At 58.5% G+C, this 14,513-nt stretch carries 12 protein-coding genes and 1 pseudogene; 5 read left to right on the top strand and 8 right to left on the bottom strand.

Annotation, left to right across the window (positions count from 1 at the left end):
* Positions 1 to 716: pseudogene (locus NKH13_RS19130) on the top strand (IS3 family transposase); the annotation flags it as partial.
* A complete protein-coding gene (locus NKH13_RS19125; protein WP_352913694.1) occupies positions 713 to 1,597 on the top strand; it encodes a transposase in 885 nt (294 codons plus the stop codon). The pseudogene NKH13_RS19130 and the gene NKH13_RS19125, both read left to right, overlap by 4 nt.
* A gap of 114 nt (positions 1,598 to 1,711) precedes the next feature.
* On the opposite strand, the gene NKH13_RS19120 is transcribed toward NKH13_RS19125, so the two are convergent.
* Positions 1,712 to 1,849 (bottom strand): helix-turn-helix transcriptional regulator, encoded by a 138-nt coding sequence (locus NKH13_RS19120; RefSeq protein ID WP_502909204.1) that lies wholly within the window; start codon positions 1,847 to 1,849, stop codon positions 1,712 to 1,714.
* A gap of 12 nt (positions 1,850 to 1,861) precedes the next feature.
* Here NKH13_RS19120 and NKH13_RS19115 point away from each other — a divergent pair, with 12 nt between their 5' ends.
* Both NKH13_RS19115 and NKH13_RS19110 read left to right on the top strand, forming a co-directional pair.
* A complete protein-coding gene (locus NKH13_RS19115) occupies positions 1,862 to 3,391 on the top strand; it encodes a lipopolysaccharide biosynthesis protein (RefSeq protein ID WP_352718896.1) in 1,530 nt (509 codons plus the stop codon).
* Positions 3,392 to 3,600: 209 nt separating this feature from the next.
* Entirely contained in the window at positions 3,601 to 3,738 is a 138-nt protein-coding gene (locus NKH13_RS19110; protein ID WP_352718895.1) for a hypothetical protein, read from the top strand.
* A gap of 823 nt (positions 3,739 to 4,561) precedes the next feature.
* Here the strand turns inward: NKH13_RS19110 and NKH13_RS19105 are convergent.
* Positions 4,562 to 4,783 carry a hypothetical protein gene (locus tag NKH13_RS19105; RefSeq protein ID WP_352718905.1) on the bottom strand — a complete coding sequence of 74 codons (222 nt, stop codon included), beginning with the start codon at positions 4,781 to 4,783 and terminating at the stop codon, positions 4,562 to 4,564.
* On the opposite strand from NKH13_RS19105, the gene NKH13_RS19100 reads away from it, so the two are divergent.
* Positions 4,679 to 5,719: a glycosyltransferase gene (locus NKH13_RS19100; protein WP_352718904.1), complete on the top strand. Its 1,041-nt coding sequence runs from the start codon at positions 4,679 to 4,681 to the stop codon at positions 5,717 to 5,719. The two genes, NKH13_RS19105 and NKH13_RS19100, sit on opposite strands and share 105 nt — an antisense overlap.
* Before the next feature lie 254 nt (positions 5,720 to 5,973).
* Here the strand turns inward: NKH13_RS19100 and tnpC are convergent.
* The 6 genes from tnpC to cysD form a co-directional block, all read right to left on the bottom strand.
* A protein-coding gene (gene tnpC / locus NKH13_RS19095; RefSeq protein ID WP_352718894.1) for an IS66 family transposase occupies positions 5,974 to 7,637 on the bottom strand; the annotation gives its coding sequence in 2 pieces (ribosomal slippage) (positions 5,974 to 7,287 and positions 7,290 to 7,637; 1,662 coding nt in all).
* A gap of 14 nt (positions 7,638 to 7,651) precedes the next feature.
* Positions 7,652 to 9,529 carry a Wzz/FepE/Etk N-terminal domain-containing protein gene (locus tag NKH13_RS19090; RefSeq protein WP_352913669.1) on the bottom strand — a complete coding sequence of 626 codons (1,878 nt, stop codon included), beginning with the start codon at positions 9,527 to 9,529 and terminating at the stop codon, positions 7,652 to 7,654.
* Positions 9,530 to 10,008: 479 nt separating this feature from the next.
* Entirely contained in the window at positions 10,009 to 10,290 is a 282-nt protein-coding gene (locus NKH13_RS19085) for an exopolysaccharide production repressor protein (protein WP_352718892.1), read from the bottom strand.
* 346 nt (positions 10,291 to 10,636) lie between these two features.
* Complete coding sequence (cysT, locus tag NKH13_RS19080; protein ID WP_352913666.1) at positions 10,637 to 11,491, bottom strand: sulfate ABC transporter permease subunit CysT; 855 nt, start codon at positions 11,489 to 11,491, stop codon at positions 10,637 to 10,639.
* A 103-nt stretch (positions 11,492 to 11,594) separates the two neighbouring features.
* Positions 11,595 to 13,496, bottom strand: a complete 1,902-nt coding sequence (gene cysN, locus NKH13_RS19075; RefSeq protein WP_352913690.1) for a sulfate adenylyltransferase subunit CysN — start codon at positions 13,494 to 13,496, stop codon at positions 11,595 to 11,597.
* Positions 13,496 to 14,443 (bottom strand): sulfate adenylyltransferase subunit CysD, encoded by a 948-nt coding sequence (cysD, locus tag NKH13_RS19070; protein ID WP_352718889.1) that lies wholly within the window; start codon positions 14,441 to 14,443, stop codon positions 13,496 to 13,498. The genes cysN and cysD overlap by 1 nt, the downstream gene beginning before the upstream one ends.
* Positions 14,444 to 14,513 lie beyond the last annotated feature (70 nt).

Genomic DNA, 14,513 nt, shown 5'->3' with positions numbered 1-14,513 from the left:
TTCTGGCGCGAAGGCGAGGCATCGGGTATCAACCGCATCTACCGGCTATACCGCGAAGAAGGACTGGCCGTGCGCAAGCGACGCTCCAGGCGCCGAGCGGTAGGAACGCGGGCACCGATCCTGGTTCAGGCGAAGCCGAACGCGCGCTGGTCGCTGGATTTCGTCCATGATCAGTTCGCCTGCGGCCGGCGCTTCCGCGTCCTCAACATCGTCGACGACGTGACGCGCGAATGCCTGGCTGCGATCCCGGACACCTCGATCTCCGGCCGCCGGGTGGCGCGTGAACTGACGGAACTGATCGCCCGGCGCGGCAAGCCGGGCATGATCGTCTCCGACCACGGCACCGAGTTCACCTCGAACGCGATCCTCGCCTGGTCGAAGGATCATCAGGTGGAATGGCACTTCATCGCGCCGGGCAAGCCGATGCAGAACGGCTTCTGCGAAAGCTTCAACGGGCGGATGCAGGACGAGTTGCTGAACGAAACCCTGTTCTTCGGCCTCGACCATGCCCGAACAACCATCGCCGAATGGGCAGACGACTACAACCGATCGCGCCCACATTCGGCGCTCGGATACATCACGCCTGCGGCTTATGCCGCCAATCTCACCGCAACGACGATCGGCTGCGCAACCCCGACCAGCTCCGCCGATCACCCGTTGCTCAATCCGCGCCATACGGCGTAAAACCCGCCGAGGCTCTAACTGCAGCCGGATGAAAATTCAGTGGCAGGTCAAGCTCGGGCACGTCGCGCTCGATGGCACCACGATCAAGGCGAACGCGTCGAAACACAAAGCGATGAGCTATGAGCGCATGAAGAAGCGGGAAGCGGAGCTCACGGCCGAAGTCGACCGCTGGCTGGCCGCCGCCGAGGCCGCCGATGCGGAGGAGGACGAGCTGCACGGCACGAAGCGCGGCGATGAGATGCCCGATTGGGGGCCGACAAGGAGACGCGGCTTGCCAAGATCCGCGCGACAAGGCCGAGTTGGAGGCAGAAGCGAAAGCCGCCGCCGCGGCGGAGGAGCGGCGCCGAGCCGAGGCCGAGAAAAGGCGCATCACCGAAGGTCGCAAGAAGAACGGCAAGACACCAGTGCCACCCTCCGCCGCGCCCGACGCCAAAGCACAACGCAACTTTACCGATGCGGCAGCCGCATTCTTCTGACCAAGGACGGTTATATCCAGGGCTACAACGCGCAAGCCGCTGTCGACGCCAAGGCCCAGGTCATCGTCGCGCCCCGGCTCACCACCAGCATGAGCGACCACCGTCAACTGGTCGGCCTGATCGACGGCATTGAGGCCAATCTCGGCGCCAAACCGAAGAAAGCATCGGCCGATAGCGGTTATCTGAGCGAGCTGAACCTCCAGGCCTTGGCCGATCGCGAGACCAGCGCTTACATCGCAGCCGGACGAGCCAAACACCCCGCCGAAGGCAAACGAAAGATCAAGGAACCGCTCACCCAGGCCATGCGGGACAAGCTCAAGCGGGCGGGATGGCGAAGCAGGTACAGGCTCAGAAAGCAAATCGTCGAGCCAGTGTTCGGACAGATCAAGCAAGCAAGGGGGTTCAGGCAGTTCTTGTTGCGGGCATCGAGAAGGTGAGCGCCGAATGGGCGATAATCTGCACCGCCCACAACCTCACAGAGCTCGCCAACGCCGTCTAAGCCGGTTATCGTTCATGAAACGGCCCGACGCCAGGACTAACTGGACAGGCTCCTAGTCTAGCCCATCGCGGGATGCGCGCCGGGGCTCACGCACCCAAACTTCAACCTCTCCAAGATCCCAGGCCACACATCGGCTAGTCAGATGGAAACGGCGAGGAAAAGGTAGTAAGCATTCGGATGCGTCAGACAGTGGAGCCGGATCTTGAGTAAGTCATCCGAGATCACCTCGAAATCGCTTTCTGCTCGATCACTTTCCGGGCTTGCCTGGGTGTCGTCAGGGACTCTGATCTCTTCTTTCCTGCGGGTAGGGGTCGTCGCCATCTTGGCGCGCCTGCTGGCGCCGGAAAGCTTTGGTGTGGTCGCCGCGGTGCTGGTCGTTTGTGCTTTTGTCGAAGTGTTTGGACAGATCGGAGTCGCTCCCGCTCTGGTGCAGATGGACGAAGTCGGGCAGGAGGACGTTGCGACCGCGCTCGCCATCAGCCTAAGCCTTGGCCTTGCCGCCGCGGGAGCGATCATCTTCAGCGCTGCCTTGATAGGGCAAGGGTTCAATATGCCGGAGATCGTAAAGCCGCTGCGGTTGGTCGCACTGATCTTTCCGCTGCGAGCACTGGGCATGGTCTCGAGTGCGCTGGTCCAGCGTGCGCTTAAGTTCCGAGCGATGTCATTGATCGATCTTAACGGCTACGTCTTCGGCTATACGCCAGTGTCGATTGCGCTCGCCTATTATGGTTTTGGCTATTGGGCGATGATCTGGGGTTATATCGCGCAGACCGCGGTGTCGAATGTCGGCTACATCTTGAACAGCCCGCACTCCTTTCGCCTTTCCTACAGCCACGAGTCGGCGCGAAAGTTGTTGCGTTTTGGTGGCGGCATCACCCTTGCACGCATCGCCAGTTATATAGGAATGAACGTGGATTATTTCGTGGTCGGCCGTTTTCTGGGCCCCGCTGCGCTGGGCTACTATTCGCGTGCATTCTACCTAATGCAGCAGCCGACCAAGCTTATTGGCAACGCCGCTGACCAGGTTCTGTTTCCCATTTTCTCGTCGATCAAGAAGGAGGAGGCGCGGATCGTTCGCGTCTATTATCTCTGTACGGCCGTAGTCTTCGTGCTGTCTTCCCTCGCCTCGTTCAATTTGTTCTTACTCTCCAGCGAGTTTGTCAATGTATTGCTCGGTAATGCTTGGGCGAGCGTCGTACTCCCATTTCAGCTCTTCTGCCTGTCAATGCCTTTCCGCATCGCCTGGAAGACAAGTTCGACGCTCATCAGGTCCAAGGGCGCCATCCTGCAACTTGTTCTATGGCAGTTGTTTTACGCTTTTTCCGTCTTGGTCGCAGCGCTCATTGGGAGTTCTTGGGGCATCAATGGTGTCGCGATGGCAGTCAGTATCGCTATGGTACTCAACTATTGGGCGAGCGCGGCTGTACTGGCGACGCTCTATCCAGTCCGCCTCGTCAAAGAGGCCTTTGTGGTCATGAAGGCGTTGGGTGTAGCAGCTTTGGCAGCTTCCTGCACTTGGGCCATACTTTTACTGCCGGGTATTCGCGAAGCCGATGGGCTCTATCGCCTTGTCATTGGCGGGATTATGTGTGGCTTGGAATTGGTCATCGTCATGCTCTCCCTGGAACTGGTGTTTCCTGAGGAGGGACGTTGGCTCAAGGAGAGGCTCGGTATCACGAAGTACTTGCCAGCATCGCTTCGCTCTCTTGGCCTACAAAGGCGCTCTCGCTGATGGCCTCCTACCGTCGTCCCCGACAACATTTGTTTGGCTGGAACGAAAGATTTCTGACAAGATCAAAGAGGATATCCGCTTCTTGAGGTCTGATCGGCGCCCTTGCAACAATAGTGTGAGCGAGGCCTAAAGGCCGCCTTGCGCACCTCTCTAGTTGGGCAGGATGATTGCCACTCTTTCAGCGAGGTAGCCGGTGTCGTAACCTGGCGGTGCTGACCCAGAAAATCCTGGAGCAAAGCTGGCATTCTGGTGCGTTGTTTGCCTTTCGAGGCAAGCGCGGCGATCTGGTGAAGTTGCTCTGGCAGCGCGGGATCGTGCGGTATAGGCGCCTTTCGATTTGCCTTTGACGGGCTGCAGGCGATGATCTTGCGGTCTGCCAGGGCGGTTCGGAACCGGTCGGCGTCGTAGCCCCTGTCGCCGAGCAGGGCTTTGGACCTGGGCAAGGCATCGAAACGGCATGATCGGAGAGGACCACAAGATCGACGGCAGCATGGGGCCTATTTCCTGGGAAGGCTCACCGGAACCAGTATCTCACTAACCAGCATTGTCGACGAATATCGGGGCGCTCAACGCTAGTACCGGGAATCCCTAATGACTGTATGAGGACACCGTCGGGCAGCGACTTAATTTTCCCTTCCCCTTGTGCGGCTGTTTGGACTGGAAACATCGCGAACAGATGTGCGAGGACATCGCGAATAGTTTTGCGCGTTTTGCGCGAGGGGGTCGGGACGCCATTCGGAGACAACAGCGCGATGGAAAAGAAACTGGAATCGAAGCGCCACTATCGCGAAAGGTCGAACCATTTCTACTACGCCACAGGCCATCTCGTCCGCCGCGTTAAGCAGCTCTGTCCCCGTCCGCTCCATACGCCTGTGCAAGGCTGACGGCAAGTCCGTCGCCCTTGGCCCGGCTGCAACAGACGGCGTCTTCGACGGTTCAGACATCAGAAAATGGAAACCATGGACTTCAATACCCTCTCTCGATAGAATGGCAGACTGGTCGTGAGGTCCCCGAAAGGCTGTTCGCGATGTCTCCGGTCCAACATGGGCCCTCGTTTTGGGGAGGCATTAAGGGGTTGCGAGGTCTCTTAAGACGGGTAAGAACTGAGAGATCTTCCGACCTGCACCACCCTCACCACAAACGGAGGAGAATCCACACAGGGTCAGGCAGTTATTTGCGATAGTTGATACGAGGTGCAAGATAATCGGAGCGCTTCACTGTCACATGCGAATTCTTTACTTCATCAACGGATTCGATCCCGGTGGCGCCGAGCATGGGCTGCTCACCTTGCTGCAAGCAGGATTTTTCAGCGGCCACCAGCTGAAGATTCTCGCCTGTTGCCGCGGTCGCGGGTCTCTTGCCGATCAAATCGCCGCACAGATCGGAGAGCACAATCTTATCCTGACTTCGCAGAGTGAAGAGCCTTCCTTGCGCACCTTCGTGGGCACGTTCTTTGTAATATTGCGCCTCATCCGGGAGTGGCGGCCGGATATGGTTGCATTGTCGCTCAAACAGGCCAATCTCGTGGGACGGCTTGCTGCGATGTTTGCTCCTCGGCTGCGCTGCGTTTCATTCGAACACACCGCCCGCTACCGCTCCCGGCGCGCCGCAGCCGTTTATGGCCCTGTGCTCAAGGCGCTGTCCTGGCGCGTCGACGAAATCTGGGCTGATTGCGACAGTACGCTGCAGGAGACGCAAGCATACTTCCTGCCGCGCAGGCGCCGGTCGCATATCGTGCCTCTGTTTTGCTCCGATGAGGCTTCCAGCCACAAGCGCGATTACGCGCTTCACACACCCTTGCGCCTTGCTGCTGCCGGACGGCTTATCCCGCTGAAGAACTTTGACCGCCTCATCGAGGCCATCCGAATGCTCCAAGACCGCGGCGTTTCTGCAAGCCTCGATCTTTACGGCGACGGGCCGGAACGGCAGGCGCTTTCGCGCAAGGCGGATGAGCTCGGCATTGGAGATCGCGTGCATTTCCGTGGCTATGTCGCGCGCTGGTTCGAGCTAGCCTGTGATCGTGACATGTTCATCAATCTGTCCGATACGGAAGGGTTCTGCATCGTCGTCGCCGAGGCGATGCTTGCCGGCCTTCCGGTGATCGCGACCGACGTCGGCGGTATCCGGGATTACGGCAAGGATGGAGAGAATATGCTGAAGCTTACTGTTCCCTCAGCGGAGATGGCGGTGACGCAAGCACTGGTGTTCGGGGGCGATGAAACGCTCCGCAAGAAGATCGGAATGCAGGCACGACAGGATATGCTGCAGGCCTATTCGCAGGGTGCTTTGCGTGTCCGCGCTACGGCGGTGTTGGGTGGCGGAATGTAAGGACCGGAAAAGGACTGGCGACCAAGATAGCCGGGCCGATCATGAATTCTGACGGCTCCGCATCTCACCTGTTCGACATGGTTCTCGACCTGGCCCTTCTCCCAGCCCGATGCCAGCGCGCAGGCCACCGGCTGGAGGAAGCGACGATTGTATTGCTGGTCCTTGCCGACGAACACCGTACGCATACGACGAAGGCCGCATGATTGGGACACGCGCGTGCGCGCGGCGGGCTCTATGATGGCGATGCGTGAAGGTCAGGCGGCCTGCTGATCGGCGGCCTTGTCGGCTTCGCGCAGGCGCTTCCATTCCCAAGGCAGTAGTTCGTGCAGACGCGAAGCGGGAAGATCAGCAATGCGGGCCAGGACATCGGCGAGCCAGGCTTTTGGGTCGACGTCGTTGAGGCGTGCCGTGGTGATGAGGGTAAGCATAACGGCGGCGCGGTCGGCGCCGCGCTGGGAACCGGCGAAGGTCCAGTTGCGCCTTCCCAGAGCAATGCCACGCAGCGCTCTTTCGGCCGCGTTGTTGCTGAGGCAGATTCTGCCGTCGTCGATGAAGCGGGCGAAGTCGGCCCAGCGCCTGAGCATGTAATTGATTGGCTTCAGGACCTCGGAAGAGCGCGAGAGGGTATCGCGCTCGCGGAGCAACCAGGCGTGCATGTCGTCGAGAAGTGGTTTGCTCTTCTCCTGCCGCACGGCATACCGCTCGGCAGCGCTGCGGCCGTTGATGGCGCGCTCGATCTCGAACAGTGCGTCGAGGCGCCTGACCGCCTCCAGCGCGATCGGGGAGATCGGTTTGCCCTTCTTGCCATCCCGGGCCTTTTTCGCGATGTCGGCCAATTCGAAGAATCCTCGCCGCGCATGGGCGTAGCAAAAGGCCGGCGTGATCGGCTGCTCCTTCCGCTGCGGGTCGAACAGCGGCTCGAAGCCACTGTAACAGTCGCACTGAAGGATGCCGGCGAACCCGGCCAGATGCTTCTGAGGACGCTCGCCGCGCCGGTCGCTCAAGGCGTAATAGATCGCCGCCGGCGGCGCAGGCCCGGCGAAGGGACGGTCATCGCGCGTATAGGTCCATATGCGCCCGGTCGCGCACTTGCCCTTCGCCAGGATGCGAATGGTGGTGTCGTCGCCATGAAGGCGCTCGGCCGCGAGCACATGGCGCTCGATCAGCTGGAAGAGCGGCATGACGGCGAAGGTTCCGTGGCCGACCTGATCGGCCAGCGTCGACAGCGGCAGCTCGATCCCCTCGGCCTTGAAGCGCGCGCTCTGGCGGTTGAGTGGAGCATGCATGCCGAACTTGTCGAACAGGATTGTCGCCAGCAGTTGGGGACCGATGAAGCCGCGCGGCGTGACATGGAACGGCGCCGGCGGCTGGGTGATCTTCTCGCAGTCGCGGCAGGTAAACTTTTCGCGCACCGTTTCGATCAGCTTGAAGCGGCGCGGGATCTCCTCCAGCGTCTCGGTCACGTCCTCGCCCAGCTTGGACAGCCGGAATCCGCCGCAGCAGGCGCAGGCGGTGGGAGGCTCGACGACGACGCGCTCGCGTTCGATAGTCTCTGGCCAGGGCTTACGCGCACTGGTCGCTTGCGCGCGAAGGCGCGCACGCTCTGGGTCTTCGCCGCCGCAGCGGCCGCGGCAAGCTCATCCTCGCTCGCCGCGGTCACGAGGTCTTCGAGCTGAAGTTCCATCTGCTCGATCAGGCGCGCCGTGCGTTCGGAACGCTGGCCGTATTTCTCGCGCTTCAGCTTCTCGATCATAAGCTGTAGATGTGCAATCAGCGCCTCGGTGTCCGATAGTTTCGCCTGCGCGCTGGCAGCCACCGCTTCGGCTTGTCGGCGTGCTTCGCGTTCAGCCCGCAGTGCCGCCAGGGCACTCGCGAGGTCCGAAGGAAGATCATCCGGCTTCAACGTAAGACAAAACAATGCTTGCTCCACAACTAAGTCTGGTAATACTGACTATAACGTTCACTGTAAAATTCGGCACTGCCGAACTTTTGATACAGCTTGATTCTTTTGAGATCGACCTTGTTAAGCAGAACGCCAATACATTTATCCGCAAGGATCGGATTGTTGTTGAGGCTTTCGCGCACGAATGTACGAGCGGTCACGCCCCATTCAACAACCAGAATAAGGCCGTCGAGGTGCTGGACAAAGGACCTCACGTCCGCGACTGGAGCCAACGGGGGCAAATCAACGACGACGTAATTGAACGTAGAGCCCGCCTTGAGCAGAAAGTCGCCCATTTTCTCGATAGGCTGCACGGTCTTTGCGAGCTTTTGTTGGCTCTGGTTCACGCCGGGCAGGAACCGCAATGGCAATGACTGATGGGCCAGCAAATCTCTCGCGTTGAACTGTCCAGCCAACAAGTTGGCCAGGCCTCGTTCCCAGCCGTTGGCTAACATAGGGGACAAGCCCGGATTGTGGATGTCGGCATCGATCAACAGCGTCCTACAATGCTGCATAGCGAGAACCATCGCAAAATTAGCCGCGACCAGCGACTTCCCTTCTCCCGGGAGGCAGGAAACGATGCCGATCGCCTTGGTGCTCTTCCCTGGTAACTCGACATCAACGGCGACTTTCACCGTTCGCATCGTTTCAGCGAATTCCGAGCGCGGATGTTGCTCTACCCAGTTGAAAGCGCTGTTCCCCACCTCGATGAATGACGGCTCTTCGGTCGCACGATCACGCTTGTTTCGGCGAATTGGCTTTCCGTCCAGCAACGGGATCATTCCGAGCGTGTCAAGTCCGAGCTCATCGCGCACTTGACCCCTCGTGCGGAAAAAGCGCTCCCGGTACTCTCGAATTCCGCCCACACCGGCGCCAATCATGCCGCCGAGCACGACGCAGACCGCCAACGAAAGACGGCTGTTCGGAGAACTCGGGCTGCTGGGGTATGGTGCCTCCGAGATAACCCGCGCCTCCGTCAACGCCATCGAAAGGTTCTGCAGGCTCGCTTGGTACTGCTGCAGGACCTGTTCATATTGCGACTTGAGAGAGGACGCCTCAAGTTCGAGCTGGCTCAAGGTAACCAGCGTTTCCTTGGTCAGCGTATTGTCTGTTCGGAACCTGTGGACTGCGAGCTCGGCGTCGACCGATCGCTTCCGCACTGTCTCGAGCTCTTCCGCCAGTGCACTGCGAGCTCGGATAATCGACTCATCTTTGGCTCCGACTTGGTCAGAGATATAGATTTCCGCATACTTATTGGCTATTTTTTGCGCCATTTCAGCGCTAGGCGACCAAAATTGGACTTGCAGAATGTAAGAATCGCCTACACGCTCTACCGTTATATTTTCAGCCAGAATGTCAAATGCCTGCCACCGAGGATCGGGTCCTCGCGCCGCACTCGATTTCACCGGCGCTCCGCTTTCGTCGGAACTGCCGATGAATGACCGCACGACCCGAGCGACCGATCCTGTGAGACTGTTGAGCAACGAATACGGCGCTGACAAGAAAGGGCGATTGGTAGCAAGACCGAGGCTGTCAACGACCTTTAGCCCGATGCGGTCGGAACGCAACAATTCGACCTGGCTCAGCATCATCGGGTCAAGCTGGGTGGAGCTTCCGCTCTCTGTTAACTTCGTCACGACGGAGGGCTGGTTCTTGTCGATCAGGATTCTGGACGTCGACTCGTACAAGGGCACCTCGACCCGAAGATACGCCAGCCCCAGCACAAGGCCTACGAGAGCGCATGTAAGGACGAACCTCAACTGCCGTCGCGCTGCCGCCACGAGTGTTTCGAGATCAATCGTTGCCGACTGAGGATCGCCAAAAATGAAGGCAGAATCCGGGTGCTGATTTTCAACTTCGCGGAGCATAAGCCTTCAAACCCGTGGGATGAAACTGGCAGCGTATCGCTAGTGACAAATACTATACCACATTGTCTGACTGTCTCGAAATTCAGTATCGACGCCGGGGGAGTCGCTCCTCGCCAAAGACGCAAAATCTTAACCTCGGATTGCAATAAATGAAACTCACGCGGCCCATGCTGTCTGCAATTCCGCTACACGTCATGCGATCCAATTAAAGGAAGAAATCGGGTCGTATTGCCAAATGGCAAAACATCTGAGCAAGAGATTCCGGGCCTAGGTTGAGCCTGTCCTGCGGAAACAGGGACGTCGATTGGAATGACTCGTCGATCACCGCCGCGCGATATCGATCACCGTAAGAGTTCTGGGCGCATTTGGCGCCTCGCGGAACGCCTCTCAGGTGCCCGAATAAGACAGGTTGCAGTCACATTTTGTATCGTGATGTGGGGTGTCATCCTGCTGATCGTCCTAATCTAAACAGCCAGAGCCTATAAAGGCGGAGAGTGGTCCACCTTATTCACTAAGTGGCTCGGCAGTTGCTCCCTTTCGGACTCATCGCGTGGGGTATTTGGCTTCGGAATCACGGATTCTTTGGAGACCGAGCGCCACACTAGCAGCATGACAGCAACAAAGTACCCAATCTGTATCAAGACCCCACAAATTAACGTTTGGACAAACGTACTCCAGAGCGAGGCGGTAAGCAAATATATACTGATGGCGAATGCCACCAGTACTATGATAAGGCCGCGCAAAAAAAGCAAAAAGGACATCGCCGTCCCACTCGCAGCCGCTCGCGTGACGCGCTCCGTGGCTATTCAGCCCTCAGCGCGTTAACCATCATAACATATCGGAACGGGTCAGAGCGATCAAATATTAGGAGATGCGAATAAAAACGCACCCTAACCTTTGCCAGGACGCTTTCGGCGGATATGGCGGCCGCGCCTCATGCGACCAATGCCACTCAGGCCTTCCTTCTTGTGCTCGCGCAGATGGCCAGCGTTTCGACCAAATGGCCGAAGCCCTTGCTCGATGCCTGGTCGACCATGAGCAGGTAGCGCGCGACCGGTCGCTCGCTGGTCGGCGGTGTCGCTCCCGATCGGCCATGCGATGGCCACGTCAGCCATAACGCTTGCGGCTCCATGACTGCGCCAGGTTGACGATCAAGAGCATCAAGAATGACAGCACCATCATGATCGCTGCAATCGCGGTTGCCGCCGGATAGTTGTATTCCTCCAGCCGGATGATGATCAGCAGTGGCGCGATCTCGGATTTGTAGGGCAGATTGCCGGCGATGAAAATGACCGAGCCGTACTCGCCGACACCGCGTGCGAAGGCCAGTGCAAAGCCGGTGATGATGGCCGGCGCGAGGCCCGGAAACAGGATGCGGGTGATGATCTGAAAACGGCTGGCGCCAAGCGTGGCGGCGGCTTCCTCCACCTCCTTGTCGATCTCCTCCACGATCGGTTGGACAGTGCGCACTACGAAGGGCAAGCCGATGAAGACCAGCGCAATGACGATGCCGAGCGGTGTATAAGCGACCTTGATCCCGAGCGGCGCCAGCAGGCTTCCGATCCAGCCATTCGGTGCATAAAGCGTGGTCAGCGCGATGCCGGCCACCGCCGTCGGCAGCGCGAAGGGCAGGTCGACCATGGCATCGACGATGCGGCGGCCGGGAAAGCTGTAGCGCACTAGCACCCAGGCGACGATCGTGCCGAAGACGACGTTGATGGCGGCGGCAATGAAGGCTGTACCGAAGCTGATTTCAAGCGCGTTGATGGTACGGCGATCGGTGACGATCGCCCAGAAGTCGGTCCAGCCGAGCGCCGCCGAGCGCCAGATCAGCCCGGACAGGGGAATGAGGATGATGAGCGTGAGGTAGGCAAACGAGAAGCCGAGCGTCAATCCGAAACCCGGAATGACGCTCGGCTGTCTGAACCGCCACCGCGCGGCGACGGCGCGAGCGATCGTCATGATACCCTGTTGCCCATTGGGTCAGCTTGCAGATCTGGTCGAAGATGCCTTCTTCCCCCAAGTGATAGCGCCGGACGTGTGGCACTTGGCTGAAAAGCGCGGTTCATCGGTCGATGTAGCCGTGATGCGCGAGATAGTTGATAACCTGTTCGGCCAGCTCCTCCGACGCGCTCACCCCTGCCGCCAGCACAATTTCCGGCGACTCTGGCTCTTCATAGGGGCTGTCGATGCCAGTGAAATTTTTAAGTCGACCTAGACGCGCACTCTTGTACAGTCCCTTTGGATCCCGTTTCTCGGCCACGTGGAGAGGTGTACTCACGAAAATCTCGACATACTCTCCCGCAGCAAATAGCTCTCGGGCCATTTTGCGCTCGGCCCGGAACGGCGATATGAACGACGCCAAGACAATCAAGCCGGCGTCGACCATTAATTTCCCCACCTCACTGGCGCGCCGCAGGTTCTCGACACGGTCCGCATCCGTGAAACCAAGGTCACGGTTGAGGTCGTGGCGAACGTTGTCACCGTCGAGAAGATATGTGTGCCGCCCCATTGAGACGAGGCGCTTTTCTACCAGGTTAGCAATCGTTGACTTGCCCGCCCCCGAAAGACCGGTAAACCACAAGATGACCGGTTTCTGACCTTTCAGGCGCGATCGTATGGCTTTGTTTATCTCCACTGCCTGCCAATGAATATTGGATGCCCGACGCAGGGCGAAAACAATCATTCCGGCACCGACCGTCTGATTTGACAGCCGATCAATCATGATGAAGCCACCCATAACGCGGTTGGACGAATACGGCTCGAACGCGATCGGCTCCTGCGTCGACAGGTTAAGTGCGCCGATCTCGTTTAGGTGGAGCGTCTTGGCCGCCAATTTTTGAAACGTATTCACGTCGACCTTGTACTTTATCTCCATCACGCTTGCACCCACAGTGCGCGAGCCAATCTTGAGATAATAGGTCCGCCCTGGGATGAGCTCGTCGTCGCTCATCCAGATCACGTGGGCCGAAAACTGATCAGAAACCTCGGGGCGGCTGGCAGCTGCACAAATGATGTCACCACGCGAAACATCTATTTCGTGTTCCAGAACCAAGGTAATCGCTTCGCCAGCCGCCGCCCATTCGTGCTGGCCGTCATAGGTGATGATTGACCTGACCCTGGACGTGCAACCGGACTGTGCGACAACGACTGGATCCCCAACGTTGACCACGCCACATGCGATTGTTCCCGAATAACCACGGAAGTTCAAATTCGGTCTATTGACCCATTGCACCGGCAACCGGAATGGGCCGGCTGTTTCATCGCGGACCACATCGACGGTTTCGAGGTGCTCGATGAGCGTCGGCCCTTCATACCACGCCAACCTGGCGCTCCGCTCCGCCACGTTGTCGCCAAAGCGTGCCGACATCGGAATGGAGAGTATCGTTTTGAAGCCAAGGTCCGCGGCGAAAGTCTGATAGTCAGCGCCAATCCGATCAAAGGCCTTCTGGGAGTAATCCACCAGGTCGATCTTGTTGATTGCGGCAACGAGGTGCTTGATCCCAAGCAGCGACGCGATGAAAGTATGGCGGCGTGTCTGCGTGAGGACCCCCTTCCGCGCGTCAATGAGAATGACGGCAAGGTCGGCATTCGACGCCCCGGTCGCCATGTTGCGCGTGTATTGCTCATGGCCAGGCGTGTCAGCGACAATGAACTTGCGGCGATGGGTCGAAAAGAATCGATAGGCGACATCGATGGTGATGCCTTGTTCACGCTCCGCTTCCAGACCGTCCACCAGACGCGCGAAATCGATGTCATCTCCAGTTGTTCCGTGCTTACGAGAATCGCGTCTCAGACCCGCGAGCTGATCCTCAAAAAGCAGTTTGGCATCGTAAAGCAGGCGTCCGATCAGTGTCGATTTTCCGTCATCGACACTTCCGCACGTCAGGAAGCGAAGCAGGTCCTTGCTTTCATGGCGCTCCAGGTACTGGCTGATCGCTGCGGGGTCTACCGGTATCGCGTTTATCAGAAGTATCCCTCCCGCCTCTTTTTTTCCATCGCCCCTGACTCGTCGTGATCGATTAGACGCCCAGAGCGCTCGGACGTTCGAGCAAACAGCATCTCGTAGACGATCTCCGCAACCGTCGACGCATCCGATTCAATTGCGGCGGTCAGCGGGTAGCAACCCAAAGTGCGAAAGCGCACCATTCTCATTTCCGGTATTTCGCCGGGCTCAAGCGGCAGCCGGTCATCATCGACCATTATCAGCACGTCCTGGCGCCACACGACCGGACGCTTGGCCGCGAAATAGAGCGAAACGACGGGAATGTTTTCCTTCAGGATGTACTGCCAAATGTCGAGCTCGGTCCAATTGGAAAGAGGGAACACACGGATGGACTCCCCATGACGAATCCGCCCGTTGAAAACGTTCCAGAGTTCCGGGCGCTGGGTCTTCGGATCCCAGTTGTGATTTTCCGTTCGAAAGGAAAAGATGCGCTCCTTGGCTCGGCTTTTCTCCTCATCGCGTCGAGCCCCGCCAAACGCTGCGTCGAATTTGTACTTGGTTAAGGCCTGCTTGAGTGCGTCGGTTTTCATAACGTTTGTGTAAGTGGAAGAGCCGTAAGTGAACGGGTTGATCCCTTCCTTCAAGCCCTGCATGTTGGTATGGACGATCAGATCCATGCCCGCGCACTCGGCAGCATCGTCACGGAACTGAATCATCTGCTTGAACTTCCAAGTCGTATCGACGTGAAGTAGCGGAAAGGGCGGGCGCGACGGAAAGTACGCCTTGAGCGCCAAATGCAACATTACCGACGAGTCTTTGCCGATCGAATAGAGCATTACCGGGTTTTGAAATTCCGCCGCCACCTCGCGGAAAATGTGGATTGACTCTGCCTCAAGTCGCTTAAGGTGGGTCAATCTTCCGTTGGAGACGAACGGGGTTCCATTCGTGGCCACCATATCGTGCAACATCTCACGCTTTCCCTCTTCACGATCCTCCATCGACAGAGCGAGGCGTGCTTTCCATCCGCGGCGTGCTCGT

Origin of the sequence: Mesorhizobium sp. M1348 (assembly GCF_040317925.1) — a bacterium.
In the GTDB taxonomy this organism is placed as follows: Bacteria; Pseudomonadota; Alphaproteobacteria; order Rhizobiales; family Rhizobiaceae; genus Mesorhizobium.
This window is presented reverse-complemented; position numbering and strand designations above follow the sequence as displayed.

What these genes read in the sequence shown, in the direction of transcription:
- NKH13_RS19125 (WP_352913694.1), top strand. Translation starts at nt 713, where the DNA reads ATGAAAATTCAGTGGCAGGTCAAGCTCGGGCACGTCGCGCTCGATGGC.
- NKH13_RS19090 (WP_352913669.1), bottom strand. Translation starts at nt 9,529, where the DNA reads ATGCTCCGCGAAGTTGAAAATCAGCACCCGGATTCTGCCTTCATTTTT.
- NKH13_RS19085 (WP_352718892.1), bottom strand. Translation starts at nt 10,290, where the DNA reads ATGTCCTTTTTGCTTTTTTTGCGCGGCCTTATCATAGTACTGGTGGCA.
- cysT (WP_352913666.1), bottom strand. Translation starts at nt 11,491, where the DNA reads ATGACGATCGCTCGCGCCGTCGCCGCGCGGTGGCGGTTCAGACAGCCG.
- cysD (WP_352718889.1), bottom strand. Translation starts at nt 14,443, where the DNA reads ATGTTGCACGATATGGTGGCCACGAATGGAACCCCGTTCGTCTCCAAC.